This window comes from Halalkalicoccus jeotgali B3, from assembly GCF_000196895.1.
In the GTDB taxonomy this organism is placed as follows: domain Archaea; phylum Halobacteriota; class Halobacteria; order Halobacteriales; family Halalkalicoccaceae; genus Halalkalicoccus; species Halalkalicoccus jeotgali.
Genome location: NC_014297.1, coordinates 594,295 through 618,434, shown reverse-complemented (window position 1 = coordinate 618,434; position 24,140 = coordinate 594,295). Strand labels below are relative to the sequence as shown.

At 62.8% G+C, this 24,140-nt stretch carries 26 protein-coding genes and 1 pseudogene; 14 read left to right on the top strand and 13 right to left on the bottom strand.

The window, feature by feature from the left end:
- The 3 genes from HACJB3_RS02965 to HACJB3_RS02955 form a co-directional block, all read right to left on the bottom strand.
- Window positions 1-486, bottom strand: a complete 486-nt coding sequence (locus tag HACJB3_RS02965) for a tripartite tricarboxylate transporter TctB family protein (protein ID WP_238532811.1) — start codon at window positions 484-486, stop codon at window positions 1-3.
- A gap of 21 nt (window positions 487-507) precedes the next feature.
- The gene (locus HACJB3_RS02960; protein WP_008418110.1) at window positions 508-1,452 is read right to left on the bottom strand and encodes a Bug family tripartite tricarboxylate transporter substrate binding protein; all 945 of its coding nucleotides are present in this window, start codon (window positions 1,450-1,452) and stop codon (window positions 508-510) included.
- A 303-nt stretch (window positions 1,453-1,755) separates the two neighbouring features.
- Window positions 1,756-2,244, bottom strand: a complete 489-nt coding sequence (locus HACJB3_RS02955) for an ester cyclase (protein ID WP_008418111.1) — start codon at window positions 2,242-2,244, stop codon at window positions 1,756-1,758.
- Between the two features lie 242 nt (window positions 2,245-2,486).
- Here HACJB3_RS02955 and HACJB3_RS02950 point away from each other — a divergent pair, with 242 nt between their 5' ends.
- Window positions 2,487-2,990: an FxLYD domain-containing protein gene (locus HACJB3_RS02950; RefSeq protein WP_008418112.1), complete on the top strand. Its 504-nt coding sequence runs from the start codon at window positions 2,487-2,489 to the stop codon at window positions 2,988-2,990.
- Between the two features lie 109 nt (window positions 2,991-3,099).
- Here HACJB3_RS02950 and HACJB3_RS02945 read toward each other — a convergent pair whose 3' ends face one another.
- The 3 genes from HACJB3_RS02945 to HACJB3_RS02935 all read right to left on the bottom strand — a co-directional run bounded on the left by HACJB3_RS02945 (window position 3,100) and on the right by HACJB3_RS02935 (window position 5,624).
- Entirely contained in the window at window positions 3,100-3,870 is a 771-nt protein-coding gene (locus HACJB3_RS02945) for an ABC transporter permease (protein WP_008418113.1), read from the bottom strand.
- Window positions 3,867-4,901: a daunorubicin resistance protein DrrA family ABC transporter ATP-binding protein gene (locus HACJB3_RS02940; protein ID WP_008418114.1), complete on the bottom strand. Its 1,035-nt coding sequence runs from the start codon at window positions 4,899-4,901 to the stop codon at window positions 3,867-3,869. Before HACJB3_RS02940 ends, HACJB3_RS02945 begins: the two co-directional genes overlap by 4 nt.
- Window positions 4,902-5,015: 114 nt before the next feature.
- Window positions 5,016-5,624 carry a TetR/AcrR family transcriptional regulator gene (locus tag HACJB3_RS02935; protein WP_008418115.1) on the bottom strand — a complete coding sequence of 203 codons (609 nt, stop codon included), beginning with the start codon at window positions 5,622-5,624 and terminating at the stop codon, window positions 5,016-5,018.
- Between the two features lie 569 nt (window positions 5,625-6,193).
- On the opposite strand from HACJB3_RS02935, the gene chrA reads away from it, so the two are divergent.
- The 3 genes and pseudogenes from chrA (at window position 6,194) to HACJB3_RS02910 (ending at window position 9,991) form a co-directional block, all read left to right on the top strand.
- Complete coding sequence (chrA, locus tag HACJB3_RS02925) at window positions 6,194-7,552, top strand: chromate efflux transporter (protein ID WP_008418118.1); 1,359 nt, start codon at window positions 6,194-6,196, stop codon at window positions 7,550-7,552.
- 86 nt (window positions 7,553-7,638) lie between these two features.
- Window positions 7,639-8,994 carry an MFS transporter gene (locus HACJB3_RS02920; RefSeq protein ID WP_008418119.1) on the top strand — a complete coding sequence of 452 codons (1,356 nt, stop codon included), beginning with the start codon at window positions 7,639-7,641 and terminating at the stop codon, window positions 8,992-8,994.
- A gap of 221 nt (window positions 8,995-9,215) precedes the next feature.
- Window positions 9,216-9,991 (top strand): annotated as a pseudogene (locus tag HACJB3_RS02910) (ABC transporter permease).
- Between the two features lie 47 nt (window positions 9,992-10,038).
- Here HACJB3_RS02910 and HACJB3_RS02905 read toward each other — a convergent pair.
- Window positions 10,039-10,221 carry a hypothetical protein gene (locus HACJB3_RS02905; protein ID WP_008418124.1) on the bottom strand — a complete coding sequence of 61 codons (183 nt, stop codon included), beginning with the start codon at window positions 10,219-10,221 and terminating at the stop codon, window positions 10,039-10,041.
- 461 nt (window positions 10,222-10,682) lie between these two features.
- Here HACJB3_RS02905 and HACJB3_RS02900 point away from each other — a divergent pair, with 461 nt between their 5' ends.
- Window positions 10,683-12,284: an amidase gene (locus HACJB3_RS02900; RefSeq protein ID WP_238532810.1), complete on the top strand. Its 1,602-nt coding sequence runs from the start codon at window positions 10,683-10,685 to the stop codon at window positions 12,282-12,284.
- A gap of 82 nt (window positions 12,285-12,366) precedes the next feature.
- Here the strand turns inward: HACJB3_RS02900 and HACJB3_RS20090 are convergent, their stop codons facing one another.
- Window positions 12,367-12,531: a hypothetical protein gene (locus HACJB3_RS20090; protein WP_008418128.1), complete on the bottom strand. Its 165-nt coding sequence runs from the start codon at window positions 12,529-12,531 to the stop codon at window positions 12,367-12,369.
- Between the two features lie 219 nt (window positions 12,532-12,750).
- Between HACJB3_RS20090 and HACJB3_RS02895 the strand changes: the two genes are divergently transcribed.
- Window positions 12,751-12,930 carry a hypothetical protein gene (locus HACJB3_RS02895; RefSeq protein WP_238532809.1) on the top strand — a complete coding sequence of 60 codons (180 nt, stop codon included), beginning with the start codon at window positions 12,751-12,753 and terminating at the stop codon, window positions 12,928-12,930.
- 475 nt (window positions 12,931-13,405) lie between these two features.
- On the top strand, window positions 13,406-14,407 hold the full coding sequence (locus HACJB3_RS02890) for a hypothetical protein (protein ID WP_013199366.1): 1,002 nt from the start codon (window positions 13,406-13,408) through the stop codon (window positions 14,405-14,407).
- Between the two features lie 45 nt (window positions 14,408-14,452).
- Here the strand turns inward: HACJB3_RS02890 and HACJB3_RS02885 are convergent, their stop codons facing one another.
- The 3 genes from HACJB3_RS02885 to HACJB3_RS02875 all read right to left on the bottom strand — a co-directional run bounded on the left by HACJB3_RS02885 (window position 14,453) and on the right by HACJB3_RS02875 (window position 16,186).
- Window positions 14,453-15,151, bottom strand: coding sequence for a DUF2270 domain-containing protein (locus HACJB3_RS02885; RefSeq protein WP_008418132.1), 699 nt, complete (start codon window positions 15,149-15,151; stop codon window positions 14,453-14,455).
- A gap of 209 nt (window positions 15,152-15,360) precedes the next feature.
- Window positions 15,361-15,939 (bottom strand): DsrE/DsrF/DrsH-like family protein, encoded by a 579-nt coding sequence (locus tag HACJB3_RS02880; protein WP_008418133.1) that lies wholly within the window; start codon window positions 15,937-15,939, stop codon window positions 15,361-15,363.
- Between the two features lies 1 nt (window position 15,940).
- A complete protein-coding gene (locus HACJB3_RS02875; RefSeq protein WP_008418134.1) occupies window positions 15,941-16,186 on the bottom strand; it encodes a sulfurtransferase TusA family protein in 246 nt (81 codons plus the stop codon).
- Window positions 16,187-16,390: 204 nt separating this feature from the next.
- On the opposite strand from HACJB3_RS02875, the gene HACJB3_RS02870 reads away from it, so the two are divergent.
- The 7 genes from HACJB3_RS02870 to HACJB3_RS02845 all read left to right on the top strand — a co-directional run bounded on the left by HACJB3_RS02870 (window position 16,391) and on the right by HACJB3_RS02845 (window position 21,604).
- Window positions 16,391-17,566, top strand: coding sequence for an MBL fold metallo-hydrolase (locus HACJB3_RS02870; RefSeq protein ID WP_008418135.1), 1,176 nt, complete (start codon window positions 16,391-16,393; stop codon window positions 17,564-17,566).
- 1 nt (window position 17,567) lies between these two features.
- Window positions 17,568-18,062, top strand: a complete 495-nt coding sequence (locus HACJB3_RS02865) for a YeeE/YedE family protein (RefSeq protein ID WP_008418136.1) — start codon at window positions 17,568-17,570, stop codon at window positions 18,060-18,062.
- A complete protein-coding gene (locus HACJB3_RS02860; RefSeq protein WP_008418137.1) occupies window positions 18,059-18,529 on the top strand; it encodes a YeeE/YedE family protein in 471 nt (156 codons plus the stop codon). Before HACJB3_RS02865 ends, HACJB3_RS02860 begins: the two co-directional genes overlap by 4 nt.
- A gap of 92 nt (window positions 18,530-18,621) precedes the next feature.
- A complete protein-coding gene (locus HACJB3_RS20085) occupies window positions 18,622-18,771 on the top strand; it encodes a DUF7512 family protein (protein WP_008418138.1) in 150 nt (49 codons plus the stop codon).
- A gap of 29 nt (window positions 18,772-18,800) precedes the next feature.
- The gene (locus HACJB3_RS02855; RefSeq protein WP_013199365.1) at window positions 18,801-19,766 is read left to right on the top strand and encodes a sulfite exporter TauE/SafE family protein; all 966 of its coding nucleotides are present in this window, start codon (window positions 18,801-18,803) and stop codon (window positions 19,764-19,766) included.
- A 66-nt stretch (window positions 19,767-19,832) separates the two neighbouring features.
- Window positions 19,833-20,237, top strand: a complete 405-nt coding sequence (locus HACJB3_RS02850) for a helix-turn-helix domain-containing protein (RefSeq protein WP_008418141.1) — start codon at window positions 19,833-19,835, stop codon at window positions 20,235-20,237.
- Window positions 20,238-20,482: 245 nt separating this feature from the next.
- Window positions 20,483-21,604 (top strand): MBL fold metallo-hydrolase, encoded by a 1,122-nt coding sequence (locus HACJB3_RS02845; RefSeq protein ID WP_008418145.1) that lies wholly within the window; start codon window positions 20,483-20,485, stop codon window positions 21,602-21,604.
- Between the two features lie 16 nt (window positions 21,605-21,620).
- Here HACJB3_RS02845 and HACJB3_RS02840 read toward each other — a convergent pair whose 3' ends face one another.
- Together HACJB3_RS02840 and HACJB3_RS02835 are read right to left on the bottom strand one after the other, a co-directional pair.
- Entirely contained in the window at window positions 21,621-22,772 is a 1,152-nt protein-coding gene (locus HACJB3_RS02840; protein WP_008418148.1) for a cobalamin-independent methionine synthase II family protein, read from the bottom strand.
- Window positions 22,773-22,895: 123 nt separating this feature from the next.
- Window positions 22,896-24,092 (bottom strand): MFS transporter, encoded by a 1,197-nt coding sequence (locus HACJB3_RS02835; protein ID WP_049934518.1) that lies wholly within the window; start codon window positions 24,090-24,092, stop codon window positions 22,896-22,898.
- Window positions 24,093-24,140: the final 48 nt, after the last annotated feature.

The following is a 24,140-nucleotide window of genomic DNA, read 5'->3' as shown; positions in this document are numbered from 1 at the left end:
TCAGATCAGCCCCACGACGATCGACGGTAACACCGCATCGATCGGAACGAGTCCCTCCGGAAGCGGGACCTGAAAGAGGACCCCGAAGAGGTAGTACAGAACGAGCATAACGCCGATGGAACTCCCGAGAACGACCGGGACCGATCGCGCTCCGGAGTACCACATGAGCCCCGCCAGAAAGGCCACCGTCGTCAGGGGGAACCCGAGTATCGGCATGGCGAAGATGTAGATCGTCGGGAACGCGACGACGACCGCGAGTCGGCGGACGACGGTCGGATCGATCTCGTGGGCGGATCGCTCGCTTGCGGTGAGATCTTTGACGAGCAACCCGAGCGCCAGTACCGCGATCGTCCCCGTGATGAGTCGAGGGAAAAGCGCCGCTCCGGGATCGCCGCCACGGCCGGCCGGGAAGTCGGCGCTGACGACGAAAACGGCCGCCGAGAGCACGAACAGGAGTCCGGCAGCGATGACGTCCGATCGGAACACACGATAGACCATGCTCACCGATCAGCCCGATTGTGCCAGTCCGAGTTCGTCGATAATCCCGCCGAAGCGCTCGTACTCCGACTCCATGAACTGGCCGAACTCCTCGGCGTCGCGGTAGACGAGCCCGAAGCCCTGTTCTTCCATGAACGACTGGAAGTCCTCGGACTCATAGACGCTCGTAAAGCCCTCCTCGAGGGTGCTGATCCGCTCTTCGTCGGTCCCTTGCGGGACCGTCAGTCCGCGCCACGCACCCATGGTAAAGTCATAGCCCGACTCCTGAAGCGTCGGCACTTCGGGGAACATATCGAGGCGCTCCTCGCCGAACACGGCGAGGATCTCAAGGGGACCGTCCTGGACTTGGCCGGCGACCTCCGGTGCGCTCGCCGCCGTTGCTTCGACCTCGCCGCTGACGACGGCCTGGGTCGCGGGCGACCCGCCGTCGTAGCCGACGTGGCTGAGTTCGATACCGGCCTCTTGGGCGAAACCTGCCGCAGAGAGGTGCCAGATCGCCCCGGTTCCGGAGTTCGAAACCCGGATCTCACCGGGATTCTCCTCGGCGTATGTGACGAACTCTTCGAGGGTGCTGTAGGGGGCGTCCCCGGGAACGGTGAGGGTGGCCGGATCGAAGTTGTATTGGATGACCGCGTCGAGGTCCTCGGGGGTGACGTCCGCGATTCCGAGATGCGAGATCGTACAGATCTCGACGGTGGTGATGCCGACGGTGTACCCGTCGGCCTCAGCGTTCGCGATCGCGTTGAAGCCGGCACTGCCGCTGCCGCCGGTCTGGTTGGTGACGTACAGCGAAGTACCGAGCGGGTCTTGGCCGAGTTCCGCGAGCCGGCGACCGGTCAGGTCAGTACCACCGCCGGCCGCCCACGGACAGATCATCTCGATGTCCTGAGTCGGGAAGTCCTCTTCTTCCTCGCCGCCACCGAGTTCGCCGGCACAGCCGGCCAGTCCGCTCATCCCGAGGGCTCCGGCTGCGGTAATGTATTCTCGTCGTCCAATTTCGTTGTGTGATATCATGTCTCGTATGAACGTCCGAGTGGCGGCTTATCTATCATGTCATATAATACTCCCGGTAAGGGGATGCGGTTTCGTAGGTCACACTCAAACCATACGAGCGGACGGGCGGTGTCTCGACGGGGACTAGAAGCACGATCCGTCGTTCGAGAAAAGACGTTCGTTCGGACGACCGAAAGGCGGCCAGCAGCGCGTGGTGACGAAAGACACCCCCTCGGGCTGAGACCCGCTCGCTCGCCGGTGGGCTCAGCGGCGAGCGAGCCGGCCTCGGAGTTGACCGAGTACGAACCCCACCATCTTGCGGGGCGAATCGGGGATGGCACCGAGCTGTTCGAGCAGTCCCAGCCGGTCGTGGTTGTTGTACACCGCCGTAATCATTCCGCCGTCGATGTGGATGAACGAGAGCCCCGTAACGGTGACCGGCTTACCGGTCACGGGGAGGTCCATCAGCTCGCCGGTATGGGTCCCGCGCGAGGTCCATCGGACGCCGACGCGGTCGCCGTCGCTGATCGTCTCCTCGATCTCGAACGAGAGGTCCGGAAACGCCTCGAAGTACATCGAGAGGAAGGTTTCGTACTCCTCGCGGTCGATGGGTTCGGGCCCGGTCATCCCGTAGAGGGCACAATCCGCTGCGTACAGGTCGGGGATGAGCGCGAGATCGTGGCCGTCGAGGAGGTCGGTAAAGACGCGCTCTGCGATCTCGTGGTTCTCAGTAGTGAGGGTTTGTGGAGTCATAGTGTGTACAATAATTATGGTTTCGTAACGGCATAACCGTAGCGAGAAGCGTGCTAGCTCAAGGGAGTACGACGCGGAACCTCGACACGCTCGCCGACCGCAAGCCTCCCGTCGCGGCGTCTTCATCGGTTGCGCAGATCGATATCGGGAGACCAGCGCCCCCATAGGAATCCGACTGGATGAGTAAACGTAGGGTCGCAGAGACGGATGGATTTTTTCGCCTCCAGGCACATACACGAGTCGTGAAAGAGCTCGATCGACGAGCGCTCCTCACGACCACGGGAGCAACCGTCGCCAGCATCGCCGTCGCCGGTTGTATCGGCGGTTCCGGTAGTAGCTCGGATGGTGATACGAACGAAACGGACTGGCCGTCGGAAGAGGTCAGCGGGGAGATCGAAGAAACGCCGGAGTACTTGGAAATCCCGTCGTTCAACGCGTATTCGACGGGTGACGATGTAGGCGTATTGGGAGTCGTCGAAAACGTCAGCGACAATCGTCTCGACGACATCGAAGTCACAGTGACACTCTACAACGACGATACCGTCATCGATGCGTTCGTCGATGCGTCTACCGAGGACATCGATGATCTGCGTCCGGGCAACAGGTGGCAGTTCTATGTCGTCGTTGGGGATGAAGCCGGTGCGGAGGCGACCAGCTTTACGATTTCGGCCGGTGCGGAGGTCGTCGAAGGGACTGGAACCGGAAATGAAACCCGGATGGGGACCGGCGGGAACGAAACGGACTAAGCGGTTCCAGAGCGGCTGCCGTGGTAGGGATCAGCTCACGGCTGGCGACCGGAACGATGCAGCACACTCGAGATCGATGGAGTTGGCGAACAGCGACCAGTAGCTCGTCTCAGGTCGCTTCGACGCGTTCGAAGAGGTACGTTCCGACGGCGACCATCACCACCGACGAAACCACGAGCGCCCCGAGGTCGACGGCGAGTGGATACGCAGACGTACCCACGAGGACCGCTCGCAGCCCGTCGACGCCGTACGTCAAGGGGTTGATATACGCGAGGAGGCGGACCGCGCTCGGGAGTCCCTTGACGGGATAGATGGCACCCGAGAGGAAAAACAGTGGGAAGATGACGAACTGGATGATCAGGCCGAACCCCTCGCTGTCGCTGAACTGGGAGGCAAGCGCGACCCCGAACCCGACGAACGTGATGGCGATCAGCACGAGGAAAACGGCCGCCAGCGGGGCCAACAGCGGGTTTACGAGACGGAAGCCGAGCGGGATCGAGACCAGCAGGATGAGCACGGCTTGAACGAGCGCTGTCGTTGAGCCCCCGGCGATCCGGCCGAGGACGATCGACGTCCGGCTGACCGGGGCGACGAGGATCTCCTTGAGGAAGCCGACGTCCTGGTCCGAGAGGATCGACATCCCGGCAAAGGACGCCCCGAACAGCATCGTAAAGCCAACCATCCCGGGCACGAGATACTGGAGATAATCGACACCCTCGGGGAGCCCGGGAATCGCAGCGCCGCTAAAGCCGAACCCGAGAAAGACGAGGAACAACAGCGGCATCGCGATCGAGCCGACGATGCGGGAGGGCGTACGGAGGAATCGCTTGACGTCGCGCAGCCAGAGGGCGTAGATGCTCTGTGGGTCGACGAGTTTCATTCGCCGTCCCCCGTGTTAGCCCGAGCGGGGGTTTCGGCAGGATCGACCGGCACGTCCCGTGGCCTCCTCCCGTCACTCGCCGGCGTATCGGCTTCGCGCTCCGTGAGCGTCGCCCCGGTGAGCGAGAGGAAGACGGTTTCGAGGTTCGGCGTGTGGCTATCGACGGACGTGATCGCTACGTCAGCATCGTCGGCCAGTCGTACGAGGTCCGCGATTCGTGTCTCCCCGCGCTCGACAGTGACGCGAACTCCGGTGTCCGTCGTCGTGTACCTACTTACCCACGGACAGGCGTCCAGACGAGTAGCGAGCGCCGCGACCCGCCCCTCGACGTCGATAGCCACGACGTCGCCGCCAAGCGAGGCCGTGAGCGCGGTCGGGGAATCGATGGCGACGATCCGTCCCTCGTCGACGATGGCGACGCGGTCACAGAGTTGTTCGGCCTCTTCGATGTAGTGGGTCGTCAGGACGACCGACACGTCCGTCTCCTCGTTCATCCGCTGGATGTACTCCCACGTGTCCCGGCGGGTACGCGCGTCCAGTCCGACCGTCGGCTCGTCGAGAAAGAGTACGGCCGGTTCGTGTAACAGTCCGCGGCCGATCTCCAGACGACGCTTCATCCCGCCCGAATACGTGCCGACCGGATCGTCGCGTTGCTCGCTCAACCCGACGAGATCGAGGATCTCGTCGATGCGCTGTTGGCGGACGGTTTTGGATTGGCCGTACAGTCGCGAGTGAAACGCGAGGTTCTCCTCGCCGGTGAGTTCCTCGTCGAGTGCCGGTTCCTGAAAGACGATACCGAGACTGTTGCGGACGGCGCCGGTCTCCTCGATGATATCGTGACCGTTGACCGTCGCCGTCCCGGAAGTCGGGCGCAAGAGTGTGACGAGCATGTTGATGAGCGTCGATTTGCCTGCTCCGTTGGGACCGAGGAGCCCGAACAGTTCCCCGTCTTCGACGGTAAAGGAAATCCCGTCGACTGCGGTGACGCACCCGACCGTCTTCGTGAGGTCCGTTACTCGTATCGCGGTCATTCTGCTGTCACTCTCCTACTAACTAACCGATCAGTACGTAAGTACCCGCCGACCGGACCCGACGAACGCTGTCCCGGCCCGATCAGACGCGGGCGCTGTGATATCACCGGGAGGTCACGCGATAACGCGGTGTTCGAGATACCGTTCGAGCTCCGCCCGTACCACCTCGACCGCGAACTCGTCGGTCGTCGCATACCGTTCTAGCGTACCGACGATCGTCGTCAGGAGGTACTCGCTGACCTGCCCGACGTCGACGTCTTTGACGACGCCCTGCTCGACCCCCTGTTGAAGGAGCGATCGGAACTGCGATTCGAGCGCGTCATCGATGTCCGTGACCCGCTCACGATAGGCCGCGTTCGAGACGGCCTGTGAGCGGATCTCGACGTAGGCGCCGATCGGGAGGGCTTCGGTCGCCGGCTCGGGATCGATCGATGCGAAGATCCGCTCGAGAAAGCGCTCCAGATCGGCGACCGGGTCGTGTTCGGGTTCGATCTCGAACCCCGCCTGGACGTCCCGCAGCACTCGTTCGAGAAACGCGAGCAGGAGTTCGTCCTTGTCCTCGTGGTGGTAGTAGATCGAGGACTTACTGACGTCGGTGAAGTCGGCGATCCGCTGGATCGTCAGCCCGGCGTAGCCGTACCGATGGAGCGCCCGATAGGTCGCCTGGAGGATCTGCTCCTGGGTGGTTTGTGGGTCGTCGTCACAGGACTCGGACTGCGTCATCGGTTGTTTTCGGGGGATGGGGCAGTTATGGGTTCTTGATTGGACCGGCCCAGCGGTAGCTCGATGGAATCACACCCTCAGTCCTCCTGGGTGGCGCCGTCCGTTCGACCCTCGGTCCGCGACTCCCCAGAGTCCCGACACGCCGGGCACAGCGGTCGATAGCAGACGGGGCTGTGTACCTCGTCGGGAACCGGGGTCTCCCGACCACAGGCCAAACAGGGAGCCGTCTCGTGAGTCTCCGGCGAAGCCTCCGAATCCGGCGGATCCATCGTGGTGATCGTACTGGAGATATACGGCGGAGACAATAAACCCGCGGCTCGACTCACGAACGAGCGCCCGACGTATTCGCGGAGGCCGGAATCGAGCCAATGGTCGGGTCGCGGGACACCGTCCCGGATCCGGAGGGTTTTCGAGTGTGGCCGTCGCCTCTCGTCGAGCGGTCGGATCTATTTATCGTCGGAGTACGATCCGTCCTCATGATGTGTAGGTACCAGCATGGGCCCGTTTCCCGACGGGAGCGCTTGACCATCGGGGTCGCTACCGATCCTCACATCGGCTGGAGGTGCTGAATGAGGGGTGCGACGACCGACCACACCGGCGTCGACTCGTACGGTGGCAAGCCGACCCGTTCGAAACTGCTCGAGATCGCACGCTATTTCCTGTTCATCGGGGTCGTCGGCTTCGGCGGGCCGCTGGTCCACATCGCGATGATGGAGGACGACCTCGTGGGCGAGGACAGTAAGGAATGGAGCGACGAGGCGGTCTTCATGGAGGGGCTGGCGATCTGTAACATGCTTCCCGGCCCCGCCTCGACACAGCTGGGAATCGTCATGGGCTGGCTCCGCGCGGGCACGCCCGGTGCCCTCGTCGCCGGCTTCTGTTTCATGCTCCCGACGTTCCTCATCGTCGTTTCCTTCTCGTGGCTGTACTTCGCCTACCAGCAAGTGCCGGAAGTCCAGGCGCTGTTTTACGGCATCAACCCGGTGGTCATCGGACTGATCGCGGGTGCGGCCTGGTCGATGGCCCGACGTGCCCTTGCGGACGGTCGCGAACACGTCGCGTTCAGCGTCCTCGGCGAGGAGTGGTCCGTCGACGGCCTCCTCCTCGCTGTGCTGGCGGCGGCGGTCGTCGCGACGGCGCTGGGAGCGAACCCGGTCGTTCAGTTCCTCTTCGCCGGCGTCTTCGCGGTCCTCGTCTACCGGTCGGCGTGGGTGCGCGAGAACCGACGGCAAGCGTCGCTGTGGGCACTTGTCGGGGGGATCGCGGGGCTCGTCTACGCGCTTCGAAAGCGCGCGTTCGACCTGCTCGGCCCGTCGGCCCGCGCTGCATTGGAGGCGAGCCCGGTGTGGGGGGTGGTACTCGCGCTGTGGTCGAACCCGTGGATCCAGCTGTTCGCGTTCATGGTCTACACTGGGGCGTTCATTTACGGCGGCGGGCTCGTATTGATCCCGTTCATCGAACTGTACGTCGTCGGCGAGTTCGGCTGGCTGAGCGCACGGGAATTCGTCGACGGGATCGCCATCGGGCAGCTCTCGCCCGGCCCCGTCGTGATGACGACCGCCTTCGTCGGCTACAAACTCATGCTTGACGTCTCCGGCGGGGCGGTCCCGATTGCCGTCCTCGGCGCGCTGGTCGCGACCGTCGGCGCGTTCGGCCCCTCCTTTGCGTTCATCCTGGGGTTGTTCCCCTACTTCGCTAGGGTCCGGGAAAACGAGGGCGTTCGGACGGCCCTGATCGGCGTCAACGCCGCCGTCGTCGGGGCGATCCTAGGGGCGACGGTGACGCTCGCGACCGAATCGTTCGTCGATCCGTTTACCGTCGCCCTCGCCGTCGCGACGTTCGGGCTGTTCCACCGCGGCGTCCACGCCGCCCCCCTCATTGTCGGCGGCGGCGCTCTCGGGATGGCGTGGTACTTCCTCGCGCCGTAACGCGAGACGATAGAAACACGGATAGACGCACACCCCATGATACGAACCGAACCGCAACGGACTGCTCGCGTACCAAACCGCTATCGATGAATCGAAACCGAGCTACGGCCGACGGGGAGACGGCGGGACCGCTGGGGACGTTCCGGCGGTTCTTCGCACTGGAACGGGACGTGCTGGTGGTCTCGCTCGCGATGTTCGCTTTTAGCCTGGGCTTTCAGATGACCAGTCGATTCCTCCCGGAGTACATGGTCGCACTGGGGGCAAGCGGATTCGTCATCGGGCTGTTCGGCACGTTCGGCAACGTCATCTCGGCCGTCTATCCCTATCCTGGTGGGGCCGTCTCGGACCGGATCGGGTCCCGGTACGCCCTGACCGTCTTTGGGTTGATCTCGACGGTCGGCTTTGTCGTCTGGTTAACCGCGCCGACCCTCGGTACGGTCGCGCTCGCCGGCGTGACGATCGAACCGTGGGTGTGGATCTTCGTCGGACTGGTACTCGCACAAGCTTGGAAGTCGTTCGGACTCGGCGCGACGTTCGCGGTCGTCAAGCAGGCGACCGACCCGTCCCGACTGGCGGCCGGCTTCGCCAGCACTGAGACGTTCCGCCGAACGGCCTTTCTCGTCGGACCAGTGCTCGCCGCACTCCTCATCGGCCTGCACCCGCAGTTCACGCTGAGCTTTCGGTACGTACTGGCCGTGGCGGTCGTCTTCGGGATCGTCGGAACCGTCATTCAGCACCTGCTGTATGACGCGAGCGAGGACTCGATCGGCGGCTCGTTTGGGGGTCTCGAACGGATCCGGCGGGATCTCGCGGAAATGCCCGCGCCGCTTCGACCCCTCCTGATCGGCGATACGATCGTCCGGTTCGCAAACGGCATGGTGTACGTCTTTTTCGTCCTCGTGGTCACTCAGTTTCTTGCGGTCGGACTCGAGACGACGGTCTCGATCGGGGGGATCGCCTACGATGTGAGCCTCTCGCCGCAGGCCTTCTTCGGGTACCTGCTGGGTGTCGAGATGCTGGTCGCGCTCGTGAGCATGGCCCCCGCGGCCAAACTCGCCGAGTGCGTCGGGCTGAAACCGATCGTCGCGGTCGGGTTCGCCGTCTACGCAGTCTTCCCGGTCGTCCTCATCAACACGCCCCCGAACGCGCTTGCGCTGGTCGTCGTCTTCGCGTTCTCCGGCCTGCGCTTTGCCGGCCTGCCCTCGCACAAGGCGCTGATCGTCGGCCCGGCCGAACAGGGGGCCGGCGGGCGGGTCACGGGGACGTACTACCTGCTTCGCAACACGGTCGTGATCCCGAGTGCCGCCATCGGGGGGTATCTGTGGGACTTCGTCAGCCCCGAGGTCGCCTTCACCGTCGCGGCCCTGATCGGGGTCGCCGGCACCGGCTACTTCCTGCTGTTCGGACGGGAGTTCGAGGCCTACGCCCGGGACGGACGCTGAGCCACCGAGACCGGTTCCGTCGAAAAACGTCGATTGAAGGCCTCCCAGAGAGAGTTCGGAACGGACCGCGAACAGCCGTCGGGGTCGGCCTCGCGAAGATCTGCGGGGGATATTTTTATATCACATCTCGGAAAATTCCACTCGAAGGTGAACTACGGTTGAGCCTGCTCGTCGTCTCGAAAAAGGAGTTCCTCGATACAGTTCGCTCGAACGCACTGCTCGTGACGACCCTGGCATTCGTTCTATGGGCCGGCTTTCTCGCCGCCATTCAGCACGTTCCCAACGTATACGTGGGGAGTGATCTCCCGAGGGATACGCTGGCATTGATGAACAGCATGCAGCAGTCGGCGGTGTTTTTCGTCCCCCTGATCGGGCTCGGGCTCGGCTACAACGCCATCGTCGGGGAGCGAGAGCGTGGCAGCCTCAAGTTCCTGTTGGGACTGCCCCACCCCGAGGTGATGTGGTCGCCGGGAAGTTCCTCGGCAGAACCGCCGTGATCGTCGTCGCGATACTGGCGGGGTATGCCACCGCCGGCGGTGTTTCGATGATCACCGCCGACTCGTTCTCGCCCGGCATATTCGGCCTCTATACGCTCTTGACGCTGCTCTACGGGGCGGTGTACGTCGCGATCGGCATCGGAGCGTCGGCGTTCATGAAATCCAGAAAAACCGCATTCGCGATCGCGATCGGTCTCTACATGCTGTTCTTGCTGTTCTGGGACGTCTTCTTGGTACTGCTGCAGTTCGCGTCCGTCGGACAGGAACTCCCCGAGAGCGGACTGCCAGAGTGGATCCAGTTCGTCGGGCTGCTCAACCCGGCGACGGCGTCGGGATACGCCGCCAGAGCGCTCGTCCCCGAGTTCCACGCGCTCACGCTATTTCCCGAATCCGACGCGTTCTACCTGCAAAACTGGGTCGGCCTCGTTGTGCTCGCCCTGTGGGTAGTCATCCCGCTGGCAGTCGGCTACGCACGGTTCGAACGCATGGATCTTCACTAGGTACTGCTCGAAATACCCTCGAACCGTCGCCACGCCGGGAGGCCCGATCAGCGGCGGCCGTAGAGCCGTTGAAGGACCCAGAACCCGACGGCGATAACGGCTCCGAGGAAAAACGGCGATTCGGGCAGCGGGAGCAACAGGACGGCGAACACGACGAGGAGAGCGATCCCGAGCCACCGACCGAGTGTCGCGGCGGACGGGCGCCGATGGCGGGGCAGGTCCGGCTCCATACGGGATTCAGGATGTAGGCGTACAAACTCCTTGTCCCGGAAGACGGACCGATGTGCCATTCCAACGGCCCTCACGCTCATCGGAGTCCGGACGGGGATAGACGGGCCGTCCCTACAACGATGCGAGAATCGGGACGACCGTACGAGCACTCGCTGGATCACTCCCCGAGTGCCGGTGGGACTCCGCGGAGTTCGTTTTCCGGTGAAAATCTACAACTACTGAGAGATCACAGCCGGAGGTCCCCTATAATGGTGATATACGACAAGTATGAATCGCCGCTGGTGATCCCATAGAGGCATCAGTTGTTCCCGTTTGATTAAATAGAAGGTTCCCAAGCGTTCCGATCATCTTTCTATTATCGACGTTTGACCATGTTTACCCACATATGATGAATTTACATATACTATACCGCCGAGTATTAGGATTATGTTTAAGATATCCCCGTCAAGTCAGATAAACGATGTCAGAGGACCTGGCTGATGAAATGAAGGGTAATATGGGGGACAAAGACAATATCGGACGGCGGACGGTGTTGAAAGCCGTCGGGGTAGCTAGTATCGCGGGGGCACTCTCCACACCGGCGGTTGCAACGGAGAGGTCCCGGAACGGGTCGTTCGACGTGATCGAGGCGACCGTTGCGGACATCCATGCGGCACTCATCAACGAGCACGTCACGATCCGTGAGGTCGTCAAGCAGTACCTCGAGCGGATCGACGCCTATAACGAGGAGTTGAACGCGATCCTGACCGTCAATCCGAACGCGCTCGATCGGGCCGACGAACTCGATGCCAAACTCGCGGCTGGAGAATTCGTCGGACCGCTTCACGGAATTCCGACGATCCTGAAGGACAACCAGAATACCGCGGACATGCCGACGACCGGTGGGGCGGTGACGCTCGAGGACTCGATGGCGCCGGACGATGCGTTCGTTGTCGAGCAGATGCGTACGGTGGGCGCGATCATTATCGCGAAAGCGAATCTGCACGAACTGGCCGGCGGGGGCACTACCGTGAGTTCGCTAGGAGGACAGACACGGAATCCCTACGCGCTGGATCGCACACCGGGTGGATCGAGCGGAGGAACCGGAGCAGCGCTGGCAACGAATATGGCCCCCATCGGGTTCGGAACCGACACGGTGAACTCGATCCGGTCGCCCGCATCGGCCTGCAATCTGGTCGGCTTGCGTCCGAGCATGGGACTTGTGAGCCGCGAAGGAACGATTCCAGTTGCGCTCACCCAGGACATGGTTGGCCCGATTACACAGTCGGTCGCCGATGCCGCACGAATACTCGACGTCATCGCCGGCTACGACCCCGAAGATCCGTCGACAGCACAGGGCGCCGAATATATTCCCGAAAGCTACACCGACTATCTGAATCCGGATGGACTGAAAGACACACGGATCGGCGTTCTTCGGAGCGTGTTCGCTAGCGGTCCCGAATCCGAACCCGTAGTTGAGGTCGCAGAGGAGGCAGTCGTCGATCTCGAGACGTTGGGCGCAACGACGATCGAGATCGACGCGGAGGTCGATGTGGATGCATTGATCGACTCCTTCCACGTCGGAAGCTACGAACAGCAAGCGCAGTTCAACGACTACCTCGATAGTCTCGGCGACGGTGCGCCGATCGAAACTCTCGAGGCGTTCGTCGAGGCAGGCGAATACGACCCCTCGCTCGAGTCGGGTCTAGAAGCCGCATTGGAGATCGAGTCTCCGACGGACGAACCCGAGTATTTCGAGCGGCTCTACCGCCGCAACCGGTTCATCGAGGAACTGTACGACAGTATGGCTGCAGGTGCGGTCGACGCGTTGTTCTTCCCGCATCAGAAGCAGCTCGTGGCCGAAATCGGTGACGACCAGCTCGGTCGGAACGGGTTCCTTAGTTCCGGTACCGGTTTCTCGTCGATCACGGTTCCTGGCGGTTTTTCGAAGGAAGGCGTTCCGGTCGGGGTGGAGTTCCTCTGTCGGCCGTTCGATGAACCAACGCTCTTCGAGGTCGCATACGCATACGAACAGGGGACCCGACATCGGTGTCCACCGGAGGGGTTCGGTCCAGTCGAGTAAAGGGATCGGTCGTTTTAGTAGCTCATAACGGATCCAGCGTCTTGTAGGGGTCCCAAGCAGTGCGTCGAGATTCCGGAGTGGATCACTCCGAGGGGGTTTCGTCGGTGGCCGGTGCCGTTCGCTCCGTCACGGTTGATTCGGATTCGATCGCGTGACCGGTTTCGATGTAGTGTTCGATGGCGGTACGTCCCTCGTCTCCGGCGTTTTCGCCAGATTTCCACTCACAGTTCGTGCATGTGTAGACCATGCAGTATTCCTCGGGATACGTGTGCGTCTCCGGGAACTTAATTCGATCTATTCTCATCGAACCGCGAGTATCCCATAGCCTCGTTTCAGTTTCACTCCGATTGGATACCGCTTATATATACTGGTGATCATACTGGTACTCGAAACAGCCTCGATGGTTGCTGATCATTCACCGATGGATTATACGATTCCGGAATCGATTCAGAGTATACTGGAGGAGATGGACGAGAACGCTCTGTGCGAACTCTCACAGTCCCTTCGAGACGAACACGAGTTAGTCTACGAGGAGGCCCAGGACGGATCACTCGTCGCGCCTTCGTCGACGACACCGCAACCGGCCGCAGTGCGCGCAACGGTCATCTGTCAGGCGATCGCAGAGCAGAACGCGTCGTCCCAGTAGTCAAGCGGCCACCTGAAGGCCGTACGCGAGTGAACTGGCGGCGTGGTCCGTCCATGTTATTATAAGTATGAAGATAGTATTCTTGCTCCTAGAAATCCAGATATGCTTTTGTGGTATGGGTTACAAGTAAGATTACTGGTGAAAGCCAGTAGACGCCCTGCCGACGTGTGGGTGCTTCGGGCGTGCCTCTGACAGATTCACCCGCCTACGGGTGAATTCGGACGATATGGATCCTGAGACGAGGGGTAGCGGCTGATTCGACAGGAAGTATTTATGAATTGACAGTAATGAGCTACGTGCCAGAGCATCGTTCGTCAGGGGCACACACGAGTTCTGCGCGGGATTCGTCGCTCTGGCACCCACTCGCCGGTCCACTCCACTCGGAGAGCAGATGGGGTAGTCCGTTCCCGTCGGATTAATTCTATCTTTCGAGATTAAAACAAACCTTTATTATAGCTTGTAGACATTCAGAACTATGATAGATCGACGGACGCTGATGATTGGACTGGTCGTGGTGACAGTGGTACTGACCGGGTGTGTCGGATGGGGAACGGACGGACCGGCGGACGCGAACACGACCGGAGACGATAGCGGTAACCTCGAAGAACAACAGGAGTCGAACGGATCGGACGGTTCGGCGACGGACGAACGAAACGACAGTGAAACCGAGACGACCGACGCGGACGGCGACGATTCCCCGGAGGAAGACGGGACATCCTCACCCGACGATACGACCCCGGATGAGTCGGAGGACAGTACCGATAGCACCTCCGAGAACGACGGAAGCGAGGACGGCAGGGATGACACCGGGACGGAATCGGACTACAGCTCGGAGACGGGGACGGACGACGACGCGAGCAACGACTCCTCAAACGAGGAGTCCACTGACCGGAACTCCGACGAGGAGCAGGAAACACACACGTTGACAGTCTACGCGGGCGAAGCGTACGCGGTCGAAGGGGTGGACATCACGCTCGAACGTCACTCGGACGGCGCGACCACGACGCGCACGACCGACGAGAACGGTCGGGTCGACTTCACCGTGATCGACGGCGAGTACACGGTCAGCGGAACGGATCCCAACGGCGACTCGGACTCCGCCGAGGTGACAGTCGACGGCGAGAACGTGGCCCGTCACCTCCTGCTCGCCCCGGAGAACCCTGAGGTGTACGACGTCTCGCTGACAGTGACTGACGCCCGGACCGGCGAGCCGATCGAGGGAGCGATCCTCGAGGGGGAGGGTGATCGTCACCCGAACACCGGCGATCAGCTGCTTCAGGTTCGGACCGGCGCCGACGGAACGGGCACGGAGGAGGCCTACGAAGGGACCTACGACGGCGACCTCCGGGCGGACGGCTATGAAAGCCAGACCGTCGAAGTCACCGTCGAGGAGGGGACCGAGTTGACCTACGAGATGGAACCCGAATCCGAGTCCGGGTCCGGGAACGCCACCGCGTCGCTCGCGGCCCCAGCGTAGCCACCGCATACTCGATTCGGACCGATATCGGCAGTTCCTCTGGCGTCACTCCCGAAGGTCTTGTGACCTGAGTTCGCCCTTCGCATGCCACGTCCGAGGACGGACGGCCGCGACGGTCGCCGCGAGGTAAAACAGCGCGACGACGACCAGAACCGCCCACCCGGGAATCATGCCGACTGCTGCACTGTCCGTCCACGCGCCGGAATCGAAGGCGGTGATCCGAACCACCCACGCGGCGCCCAACACCCCGAACAGGGGGAGATACACCCGCCGAAGCCGGTGTACGATGGCCTCCTCAGCGGTGATCTTCAGCGTCGGCGTCCGGTAATCCCGACTCAACCTCTCGCGCCAGTTCGGATCGACGACCCCCGCGGCGGGATCGAGGCCGTACGCAAAGACGTTCTCCTGAAGCGTCCGGACCCTGCTTCGCCAGATGTCGTACCCCCGGTATCGCCGCGCCTCGATGACCAGAAACACCGAGAGCGTCGCGATACCGAGGAGGATAACGTAGTGGGGGGTACTGGATCTGGAAAACGACCACGTCAGGATCGCCGAGATCACGACGACTGCCCAGTTGGTGGTCCGGTCGAGGCGCTCGCGCCAGAACTTCATGCGATGGATCTCGCCCCGATAGAGGTGGGCCATCGCGGAGCTCGGTCCCATCTCCTCTTCGAGCAGCCCCTTTCCGATCTCCCGGTGGTCGGCGTCGGCCGAATCGACCTCCTTCGCTGATGGTCGTGTCATCGTCGTTGGATATCTCGTGCTGGACGACCGCGGGCGGTACCCGCGTGTCGTCCACCGATCGTTTGGTCACTCGGTCGCCGTCTCGGTGTCTCTCCCCGTCGGTCGGTCGCCATCATGTCTCCCATCGTCTCCGGTCTGTGGGTCGCGTATCGGATCCGAATCATCCCTGTCGATATCGATACGAATGGACTCGTGGGATCATCGGGTCGTCAGATCAACAGCTGGATGTCCGAGTCAGCCATGTCCTGAATGGCCGTCGCGGCGCCGACCCCGACGGTGACCCCGTCGTAGAAGTCCGTCTCGTCGTAGCCCAGCAGATCGATCGTCATCTGGCAGGCCTGGAACTCGACGCCCATCTCCAGGGAGGTTTCGATGAGTTCGTCGATGGTCGCGGTGTCGTTGTCCGCGATCCGCTTTGCCATCATCCGCGTGGTCACCCGATCCATACCGGGCAGCGCGCCGATCGCGTTCGGTACCGGCATATTGGGGTTGCCAACCGAACTCAGCTTGAGCTCCTTCGAGCGCTCCTCGTGGAGGATGTCGAGCCCCCAGAACGTGTGAAACACGGTCACTTCGTAGCCGAAGGCAGCGGCGGTGCTGGCAAGGATCAGCGGGGGATAGGCCATGTCAAGCGTCCCCTTCGTGGCGATGATCGACATCTTCGGTTTCCCGTCGCCACGTCCGGCCTCTAGGTCGGCGAGGCGCTCCTCAAGATCCGCGACCCGTGTTTCGAGCTCCGAACGGGTCGGCCCCTCCTCAGTCGTCGCCGGTGTCGTTTCCGTGCTCATCTTACTGGTCGGTCTTTCGGACGTAGTGTCTGAACACGTCCTCGCCTTCCACCTGTTCGAGGAGTTCGACGCCGTCGGTCGTCTCGGCCCAGCCGGCGACGTCGCTCATGCTGCCGGGGTCGGTCGCCAGAACCTCAAGGACCTCACCGCCGTCGAGGTCGTCGATGGTCTGTTTGGTCTTGACGACCGGCATCGGGCAGTTCTGTCCTGTCACGTCCAGCGTTCGAGTGGCTTCGTACTCGCTCATGATATTGTCTTCACTCCCCAATACCGCTCCAATGCGTAAAAGTATATCGTTCGTTTTTCGCTCGTGGTACACATCTACAAGACTGATATCCGGAATAAAGGCCTTGTATCGGTGTTACGCTATAGAATAGGATATTAGTATTGTTCATTCTCAGAACTACTATGCGAAGTCTTATTGGAGAGAGTGTTGTAGAAGGGACTGACGATGACCGAAACTCACTCGACGGGAGCCGAAATCGAATCGGTCACCCCCGGGAACCTGAAGGACCGTCTCGAAGGCGGTGAGGACGTTTTCCTCCTCGACGTGCGTTCGGCGGACGACTTCGAGGAATGGCACATCGATGGTGAGGGCGTCGAGAGCGTGAACTACCCCTACTTCGAACTGCTCGACGGGATCCCGGAAGAGCTCCGCAAGGAGCTCCCGAAAGACCGGCGCATCACCGTCCTGTGTGCGAAGGGTGGCTCTAGCGAGATGGTCGCAGAGCACCTCCGAGAAGAGGGCTACGATGTCGATCACCTCGAACGCGGGATGAACGGCTGGGCGCGCATCTACGAGTACGCCGAACTCGATACTCGTGTGGATGCGACGGTCGCCCAGTACCGGCGCCCCTCCAGTGGTTGTCTCGCCTACCTCGTCGTCTCCGAGGACGAGGCGACGGTGATCGACCCACTGCGGGCGTTCACCGAGGAGTACGTCCGGGACGCCCGGGCGCTCGGTGCCGACCTTGTCTACGCGCTCGATACGCACATCCACGCGGATCACGTCTCGGGGATTCATACCCTCGCAGGCGAGACCGACGCGACGGCGGTGATACCCGAACCCGCCGCGGCGCGCGGAATCGAGTACGACCAGCCCTACGAAACCGTCGCGGACGGCGAGACCCTCGCGGTCGGCGAGGTCGAGATCGAGGTCGTCCACACGCCCGGCCACACCACCGGAATGACCGCCTACCGGATTGGCGAGGTGCTGTTTACCGGCGACGGCCTGTTCACCGAGAGCGTCGCCCGACCGGACCTTGAGGACCCGGAGAGAGCAAAAGAGGCCGCGCGGACGCTCTACGAGAGTCTCTCCGAGACGGTCCTGTCCTTGCCTGCGGACACCGTGATCGCGCCGGCACACTTCAGTGATGCGGCGACGCCACAACAAGACGGCACCTACACGGCCGAACTCGGCGATCTGGTCGATCAGATGGACGCGCTCTCGATGGACGAAGAGGAGTTCGTCGAGTTCGTCGTCTCGGACATGCCCCCACAGCCCGCCAACCACGAGGAGATCATCGCGGCCAACCTCGGGCACGAGACGCCCGACGACGAGACGGCGTTCGCGCTCGAACTCGGCCCGAACAACTGCGCGGCCAGCGAGGAGGCGCTAACGAACTGAGATGAGCGCGTTCGTCTCACTGCTCGCGCTCGGTGACCTGTTCCCTCGGGGAGTCCTCCCGTACCTTCTCGGTGGGCTCCTCGTGGGCCTCGGGACCGCCGTCATCTATCTGGCGACGGGGATCATCGCCGGCGCGAGTACGTTCCTCGACTCGACGCTGTCGTACGTCTCCTCGGTCGAGCGGTTCAACCGCTTCAAGTACGTCACCTCGCGGGGCTGGCGGCTCGTCTTTACGGCGGGTATCGTCAGTGGCGCGGCCGTCTACGTGCTGGTCTCGGGAAGTGGCGTCTGGACGACCGACGTCCAGTGGTGGCGGCTACTCGGCGGCGGTGTCCTCGTCGGTGTCGGCACGCGCCTCGGAAAGGGCTGTACGTCCGGCCACGGCGTCTGTGGTGTCGGCTCGCTCTCGAACACCTCGCTGGTGAACGTTGCGACGTTTCTCGGGTTCGCGGTCGGAACCGCACAGTTGGTCCAAGCACTGGGGGTAGCACCATGAGTACTGCTAACCGAACCCCGTGGTTCATCCCGGTCATCTACCTTGGCGGGCTGATCTTCGGGTTCGGACTCGCTATCAGCGGAATGGCCAAACCCGAGGTCGTACTGGATTTCCTCCAGTTCGAGGATTTCGGCCTGCTGTTCGTGATGGGTGGGGCGGCCGTCGTGACCGGAATCACCTTCGCGGTTGCCACGCGACATCTCGACCGTGCGCCCCTGACTGGGGAGACCTACAGGCGCCGGCTAAAGTCGTTCGACCGCAACGTCGTGGTCGGTGGATCGATCTTCGGCGTGGGCTGGGGCGTCTCGGGGATCTGTCCGGGTGCGGCCTACGCGAGCGTCGGGATCGGCAACTACCCGATCCTGTGGGCCATCGCCGGGATGTTCCTCGGCGCGTACGCGCAAGGCTACTGGCGTTCGCGCCACTCAACCGACGCCGAATCCGTTACTGAAACCCCCTCCGACTGATCGATCATGTCCCAACAGACCTCGTCACCACCCGTCCATCACCAGTATTGGATAGGGGTGGACATACCACTGAAAACTACTGGGAGGCTACGATGATCGGTCTCGAGACGCTCGGCGGCTCCGCTCAGGCCGTCGGTACCATCGGCGTCGTCCTCGCGGAGGCGATCACGCTGTACGTCGGCTACGGCACCGTGACACGGATCGCCAGCCCGGTGGTGCTCAAACTGCTCGGAGGCGAGTAGCTGTGGACGCGTTCGGATTGAGTCTGGCGATGATCACCCTCTTCGTCGGGTTCGGGTTCCTGATCGGGATCCTGTTCGGTTTCTTCGGGATGGGTGGGTCGTTCCTCGTAACGCCGGCGTTGCTGGTGTTGGAGTATCCAGCGAACGTCGCGGTCGGGAGCGGACTCGCGTTCGTCTTCGGGACCAGCGTCATCGGGGCTCTCAAACACCGCGACCATGGACAGGTGGACTACCGGCTCGCCGCACTGATGACCGTCGGGATGACACTCGGTATCGAACTGGGAAAGCGGGTCGTCTTCCTCCTCGAAGCGCTCGGATCGGCCGATCTCGTGATCAGCGTCGCCTACGTCGGCCTGCTCGCCGCCGTCGGCGTGTTCACCCTGTGGGATTCCCGTACCGAGGTCGACGAATCGGGCAGCGATCTCGCCGGGCGAGTACACTCGATCCACATCCCGCCGACGGTCTCACTGGTCGGCGGGAACGCGGTCTCAGTCTGGATCGTCCTCGCCGTCGGCGGCGCGATCGGCGTCCTGTCGGGCTTGCTCGGCGTCGGGGGTGGTTTCCTGCTGATGCCGGCGATGGTGTACGGGCTGGGTGTTCCCACCGCCGTCGCCGTCGGAACCGATATCCTTCAGATCACCGTCTCCGGCGCGTACGGTGCGTTCGTCTACGCACAGGCCGGTTCGGTTGCGCTCCCGGTCGTCGGGTCGCTGCTCGCCGGGAGTGCTCTCGGCGCGCGGATCGGGGCCGGTGCGACGAAACTGGTCGACGAGGGCGCTATCAAAGGCTACTTCGCCGCGATGTTGCTCGCGGGCAGCCTCTCGGTCGGCGCGAACGAACTGGGCGGTCGGCTCGGGATCGAAGCACTCGGTACAGTAAGCATTGGACTCGTCTTCGGCGCGACGGTGCTGGTCAGCACGGCGATCGTATTCGCTGCGATCTGTGCGCTCCGTCACGACGGGGCAGGATCGTGGTGTCGGCTGGTGTCGTCATAGATAGAGGCAGTATTGTGTACACTATGCAAACGCTTTTGAGCGCCCGTCACATAATATAGATAACCGATGGCCAACTCGATGGGCGAGATGCTCCGACAAGACATGGAGTGTGAGGGGCTGCTTGAGTGTTTCCACGATCTCAAGGGAATTGACAAGGAAGTCTTCAGGCTACTGAACGAGACCGACCAGCCGATGACGGTCGACGAGATCGCAGACCGGATCGAACGCGAGCGATCGACCGCGTATCGGGCCGTTCAACGGCTATTACAGGTCGGATTCATCCAGAAAGAGCAGATCAACTACGAACAGGGCGGCTACTACCACGTCTATCGCCCGCGGGACGCCGACGAGATCACCCAGGAGATGCAACGAATGCTCAACGACTGGTACGCGAAGATGGGCCAGCTCATCGGCGAGTTCGGCAAGAAGTACGCCGAGACGCCCGAGCGATCGACCCCCGTCGAGAGCTGACCCGTTGACCGTCTCCCCAGTAGGACGGCGCCACGGCGTACAGCCCTCTCCGTCGAGTTCCCTATCGCCATCGCGGACACCTTAGAACGTCTTTTCGAGGGCCTAACAGGTCAAGTAGCGACCCGTCCGCGTTCGCCCTCCGAGAGGAAGTGATAGCTGACGATCGGTCCGTCGTCGGCGGAGTGCGTGATCGGCCGAACCCCGCCCATGGATTTAATATCGTCTATTGCATAGTAATGGATGTGATGAGCAATACTAAATTCGCGCCGTCGACGGTCGCCCGACGTGTCGAGGGAGAAGGCGAGGATCTCTTCGTCCTCGACGTGCGAAACGAGGACGACTACGAAGAGTGGCGGATCCCGGGGAGCACGAACGTCCCGATCTACGACGAGCTACTGGAGTACGACTACTCCACGCTGGAGGCACGTCTCGACGAACTGCCGACCGACGAGGAGATCGCGGTCGTCTGTGTCGCCGGCATCACGTCCGCGCGCGCCGCCGAATTCCTCCGAGAACACGGATTCGACGCGACGTCTGTCGACGACGGGATGAACGGGTGGGGACGCGTCCACCGCCAATACGACGTCGAGAGCGTCGAAGGGGTCGTCCAGATCGTGCGTCCCGGAACGGGATGTGTCTCCCATATAGCGTACGACAGCGAGGAGGCTATCGTCGTCGACCCGAGCCAGTACATCGATCGGTATCTGAACGCGGCCGACGAACGCGGCCTCGAGATCGTCGCGGTCGCGGACACACACGCACACGCCGATCACGTCTCCGGGGCGCGCCGCCTCGCCGGCGAACTAGACGTCCCGTACTACCTCCACGGGGACGACGCCGGCGATCTCGACGGCATCACGGAACTCGAGAACGGGGCATCACTTTCCGTCGGAACCCGCACCCTCGACGTAATCGAAACCCCCGGGCACACGCCCGGCAGCGTCTCCTTCGAGTACGGCGACGCGCTCCTCTCGGGGGATACGCTGTTCCTCCGTAGCGTCGGCCGACCGGATCTCGAGGACGGGTCCGAGAGCGCGGTCCGCGAGGCGGCCGGTCAGCTATTCGATAGCCTCGGTCGACTGACGACCATGGACGACGGAACGGTCGTCCTGCCCGGTCACTTCAGCGACGACGGGAGTCGCCCCCTCGCAACCGAGCTCGGGAAACTCCGCGAGGAGGCGACCAACGAACTCCTGGGGTACGTCGAGGACGGCGACGAGGCGTCGTTCGTCGAGACGATCGTCGAGAGTCTCGCCGCCGAGCCCGCGAACTACAACGAAATCAAGCGGATCAACTGGGGGAAACAACAGCCCGACGGCGATACTGAATCCCTCGAACTCGGCCCGAACAACTGCGCGGCGAACTAGTGGGGTTCGGATCGGTTTACGATCGGCGTTCGGCGACGATCGAGGCGCCCTCGACGAGCGCCTCGAGTTTCGCCCATGCGATCTCGGGGTCGACCATCCCGATGCCGGCCTGCGTGCCAAAGCCACAGTCCGGCGCAGCGATCAGTGGCGTCGCGTCGTCGACCGCGTCGACGACCCGTTCCAATCGATCCGCGATCGTTTCGGGGTGATCGATGACGTTCGTCTTGACGTCGACGACACCCGGGAGCAGCGTCCACCCCTCAGGGAGGGGCTGGTCCGAGAACGCGCGGTACTCGTGTTGATGGCGCGGATTGGCCTGCTCGACGCTCAGCCCCGAGATGTCGGCTTCGTAGATCTCCGGTAGCATCTCGACGAGGTCCGTATCGAGGTGGTGCGGGCCCTCGTAGCTCCCCCAGCAGGTGTGGAGGCGGACCTGCTCTTCGGGAATACCCGACAGCGCCTCGTTGAGCGCCTCGACGTGGAGACGGGTCGCGCCCTTGATCTCCTCGAGGGGTTCGTCCGCGTAGGCCGCCGTGTGGCCGACGGTGAGGAGTTCGGGTGCGTCGATCTGAAGGGTCATGCCCGTCTCGGCCACGAGTTCGTACTCCTCGGCCATCGCCTCGGCGACGGCAAAGAGGTACTCCTCGTAGTCGCCGTAGTAGTCGTCGACGTGGGTCGCGGTCACGACGCTTGGCGAGGCCGCGGTCACGAACGCCCGCTCGGCGTCGGTGTCGACGGCCGACAGCGCGTCCTCGAACGCCGCGAGTTCGTCTTCGGCCTCCTCGTGGCCGGTGTACTCGACGGGGCCGGTGACGACGGGATGCATCGAGAGGTCGATGACGTCGGTCTTGAACGTCTCCTCGGCGTAGTCGGGGAACTCCTGGAGGTCCGCCCAGAGCGCCTGCTCGCGCTTGCCCTCGATGCCGCTGAGTCGATCCGCGACATACCAGTTAAACGAGACGCGAGACTGTTCGCCGTTGTTGATGAGATCGAGCCCGACCTCGTTCTGACGCTCGACGACGGCTCTCGTCGCGTCCGTTACGGTGGCGTCCCACTGCTCTTGGTCGACGTGTTCGCCGTCCTGGCGCGCTTTCAGGAGATCGAGGAGTTCGGGTGGACGCGGGAGGCTGCCGATGTGCGTCGTTCGGATCCGGTTGTGGCTGGCCATCGTGTTTCGTCCGAGTAATAGTTATTCGAAGAGATATAACCCACGGTATTGACAACCGTTGGACGGACGGCGAACCCTTGGAGAACGGTCGGGGAGGGACGCTCGTTGCGACGGCCGCTCGGGTCAGTACTCGATCGTGAAGAAGACGAGGAGAACGACCACGCCGGCGAGGGCGGCGACGCCGAGGAACGCCTCGTTGAAGTACCCACGGTCTGCGATCGCGCCGAAGGCGACCGGGCTTAGCGCGCCGAGTCCGATGTAGACCGTCCGAAGGGCTCCCAGATTCGTCCCCTGGGTTCCGTCCGGGAGACGCCGGGTGAGGTCGGAAATTACGATCGTCTCGAACCCGAGGATGGTGCTTGCGAGGACGGTCACGAGGACGAACAGCCAGAGCGTCCCGACGAAGGGGAGCGAAAGGAGGGCCAGGCAGGTCGTGGTCATGATCACCAGCAACGGGAGCCGAACGCCGATGTCGTCGTAGACCCGGCCCGCGACCGGCTTCATGAGAATGCCGAGTGCGAAAAAGGAGCCAAACAGGACGGTCGCGACCGTCGTCGAGAGCTCCTTCACGTCGATGAGATACGTCGGGTAGAACCCGATGAACGCCTGCATGATCACGCTCCAGAACATCAACAGGACGGTCCCCCGCAGCACGCTCGGCCGGGTGAGCGTTTCGAGGACGCCGTCGAGCGCGAGGCTCTCGCTCAGGGAGGTCGGTGCGGACTCCCGTCGCGGGAGCGTCACCCAGAGCCCGCCCGCGGCCAGAACGAACAGCGGGACGGCAAACCCGAAGCCGTACTGCCAGGCTGCCGCCGCCGCGATGAACCCGGCGGCGGGTGGCATCACCGCGTTCCCGAGATCGCCGGCGGCCAGCGTCACGCCGGTGGCCGTCCCGAGCTGATCGGGATAGATCTCGTTGAGGATCGTAAAGCGCGAGACGCCGTACAGCGCCGTCCCGACACCGAAGAGCGCGGTCGCTGAAAAGAGGACGAACGGCGAGCTCGCAAAGACGACGAGCGCGAGCATCGTCGCCGCGAAAAGGGGGCTTGCGACCAACAGCAGGCGCTCCCCGGCCCAGTCGGCGAGGATTCCCGCGGGGAGCTGTCCGGCGGCGTACGCGACCCAGAGCACCGTCAACAGGAGGCCGGCGGTCGTAAGCGTGAGGTCGTACGCGCCACGGAGGTGGGGAAGCAACGCCGGGTAGATCATCCGGACGCTGATCGAGAGGAACCAGCCGAAGGCGATGGTCAGAAGCATCCGCCCACGCCCGTCGCTCCGGAGGTCCGCCACCATCTGCCGCAGGGTCGAGAGATATCGCATCGAGGGGACCGTCACCTATCTACTCGTTCGCGGTCGCGCTGTTCAGTC

What these genes read in the sequence shown, in the direction of transcription:
- HACJB3_RS02960 (WP_008418110.1), bottom strand. Translation starts at nt 1,452, where the DNA reads ATGAGCGGACTGGCCGGCTGTGCCGGCGAACTCGGTGGCGGCGAGGAA.
- HACJB3_RS02955 (WP_008418111.1), bottom strand. Translation starts at nt 2,244, where the DNA reads ATGACTCCACAAACCCTCACTACTGAGAACCACGAGATCGCAGAGCGC.
- HACJB3_RS02945 (WP_008418113.1), bottom strand. Translation starts at nt 3,870, where the DNA reads ATGAAACTCGTCGACCCACAGAGCATCTACGCCCTCTGGCTGCGCGAC.
- HACJB3_RS02940 (WP_008418114.1), bottom strand. Translation starts at nt 4,901, where the DNA reads ATGACCGCGATACGAGTAACGGACCTCACGAAGACGGTCGGGTGCGTC.
- HACJB3_RS02935 (WP_008418115.1), bottom strand. Translation starts at nt 5,624, where the DNA reads ATGACGCAGTCCGAGTCCTGTGACGACGACCCACAAACCACCCAGGAG.
- chrA (WP_008418118.1), top strand. Translation starts at nt 6,194, where the DNA reads ATGAGGGGTGCGACGACCGACCACACCGGCGTCGACTCGTACGGTGGC.
- HACJB3_RS02920 (WP_008418119.1), top strand. Translation starts at nt 7,639, where the DNA reads ATGAATCGAAACCGAGCTACGGCCGACGGGGAGACGGCGGGACCGCTG.
- HACJB3_RS02905 (WP_008418124.1), bottom strand. Translation starts at nt 10,221, where the DNA reads ATGGAGCCGGACCTGCCCCGCCATCGGCGCCCGTCCGCCGCGACACTC.
- HACJB3_RS02900 (WP_238532810.1), top strand. Translation starts at nt 10,683, where the DNA reads ATGTCAGAGGACCTGGCTGATGAAATGAAGGGTAATATGGGGGACAAA.
- HACJB3_RS20090 (WP_008418128.1), bottom strand. Translation starts at nt 12,531, where the DNA reads ATGGTCTACACATGCACGAACTGTGAGTGGAAATCTGGCGAAAACGCC.
- HACJB3_RS02895 (WP_238532809.1), top strand. Translation starts at nt 12,751, where the DNA reads ATGGACGAGAACGCTCTGTGCGAACTCTCACAGTCCCTTCGAGACGAA.
- HACJB3_RS02890 (WP_013199366.1), top strand. Translation starts at nt 13,406, where the DNA reads ATGATAGATCGACGGACGCTGATGATTGGACTGGTCGTGGTGACAGTG.
- HACJB3_RS02885 (WP_008418132.1), bottom strand. Translation starts at nt 15,151, where the DNA reads ATGACACGACCATCAGCGAAGGAGGTCGATTCGGCCGACGCCGACCAC.
- HACJB3_RS02880 (WP_008418133.1), bottom strand. Translation starts at nt 15,939, where the DNA reads ATGAGCACGGAAACGACACCGGCGACGACTGAGGAGGGGCCGACCCGT.
- HACJB3_RS02875 (WP_008418134.1), bottom strand. Translation starts at nt 16,186, where the DNA reads ATGAGCGAGTACGAAGCCACTCGAACGCTGGACGTGACAGGACAGAAC.
- HACJB3_RS02870 (WP_008418135.1), top strand. Translation starts at nt 16,391, where the DNA reads ATGACCGAAACTCACTCGACGGGAGCCGAAATCGAATCGGTCACCCCC.
- HACJB3_RS02865 (WP_008418136.1), top strand. Translation starts at nt 17,568, where the DNA reads ATGAGCGCGTTCGTCTCACTGCTCGCGCTCGGTGACCTGTTCCCTCGG.
- HACJB3_RS02860 (WP_008418137.1), top strand. Translation starts at nt 18,059, where the DNA reads ATGAGTACTGCTAACCGAACCCCGTGGTTCATCCCGGTCATCTACCTT.
- HACJB3_RS20085 (WP_008418138.1), top strand. Translation starts at nt 18,622, where the DNA reads ATGATCGGTCTCGAGACGCTCGGCGGCTCCGCTCAGGCCGTCGGTACC.
- HACJB3_RS02855 (WP_013199365.1), top strand. Translation starts at nt 18,801, where the DNA reads ATGATCACCCTCTTCGTCGGGTTCGGGTTCCTGATCGGGATCCTGTTC.
- HACJB3_RS02850 (WP_008418141.1), top strand. Translation starts at nt 19,833, where the DNA reads ATGGCCAACTCGATGGGCGAGATGCTCCGACAAGACATGGAGTGTGAG.
- HACJB3_RS02845 (WP_008418145.1), top strand. Translation starts at nt 20,483, where the DNA reads ATGAGCAATACTAAATTCGCGCCGTCGACGGTCGCCCGACGTGTCGAG.
- HACJB3_RS02840 (WP_008418148.1), bottom strand. Translation starts at nt 22,772, where the DNA reads ATGGCCAGCCACAACCGGATCCGAACGACGCACATCGGCAGCCTCCCG.
- HACJB3_RS02835 (WP_049934518.1), bottom strand. Translation starts at nt 24,092, where the DNA reads ATGCGATATCTCTCGACCCTGCGGCAGATGGTGGCGGACCTCCGGAGC.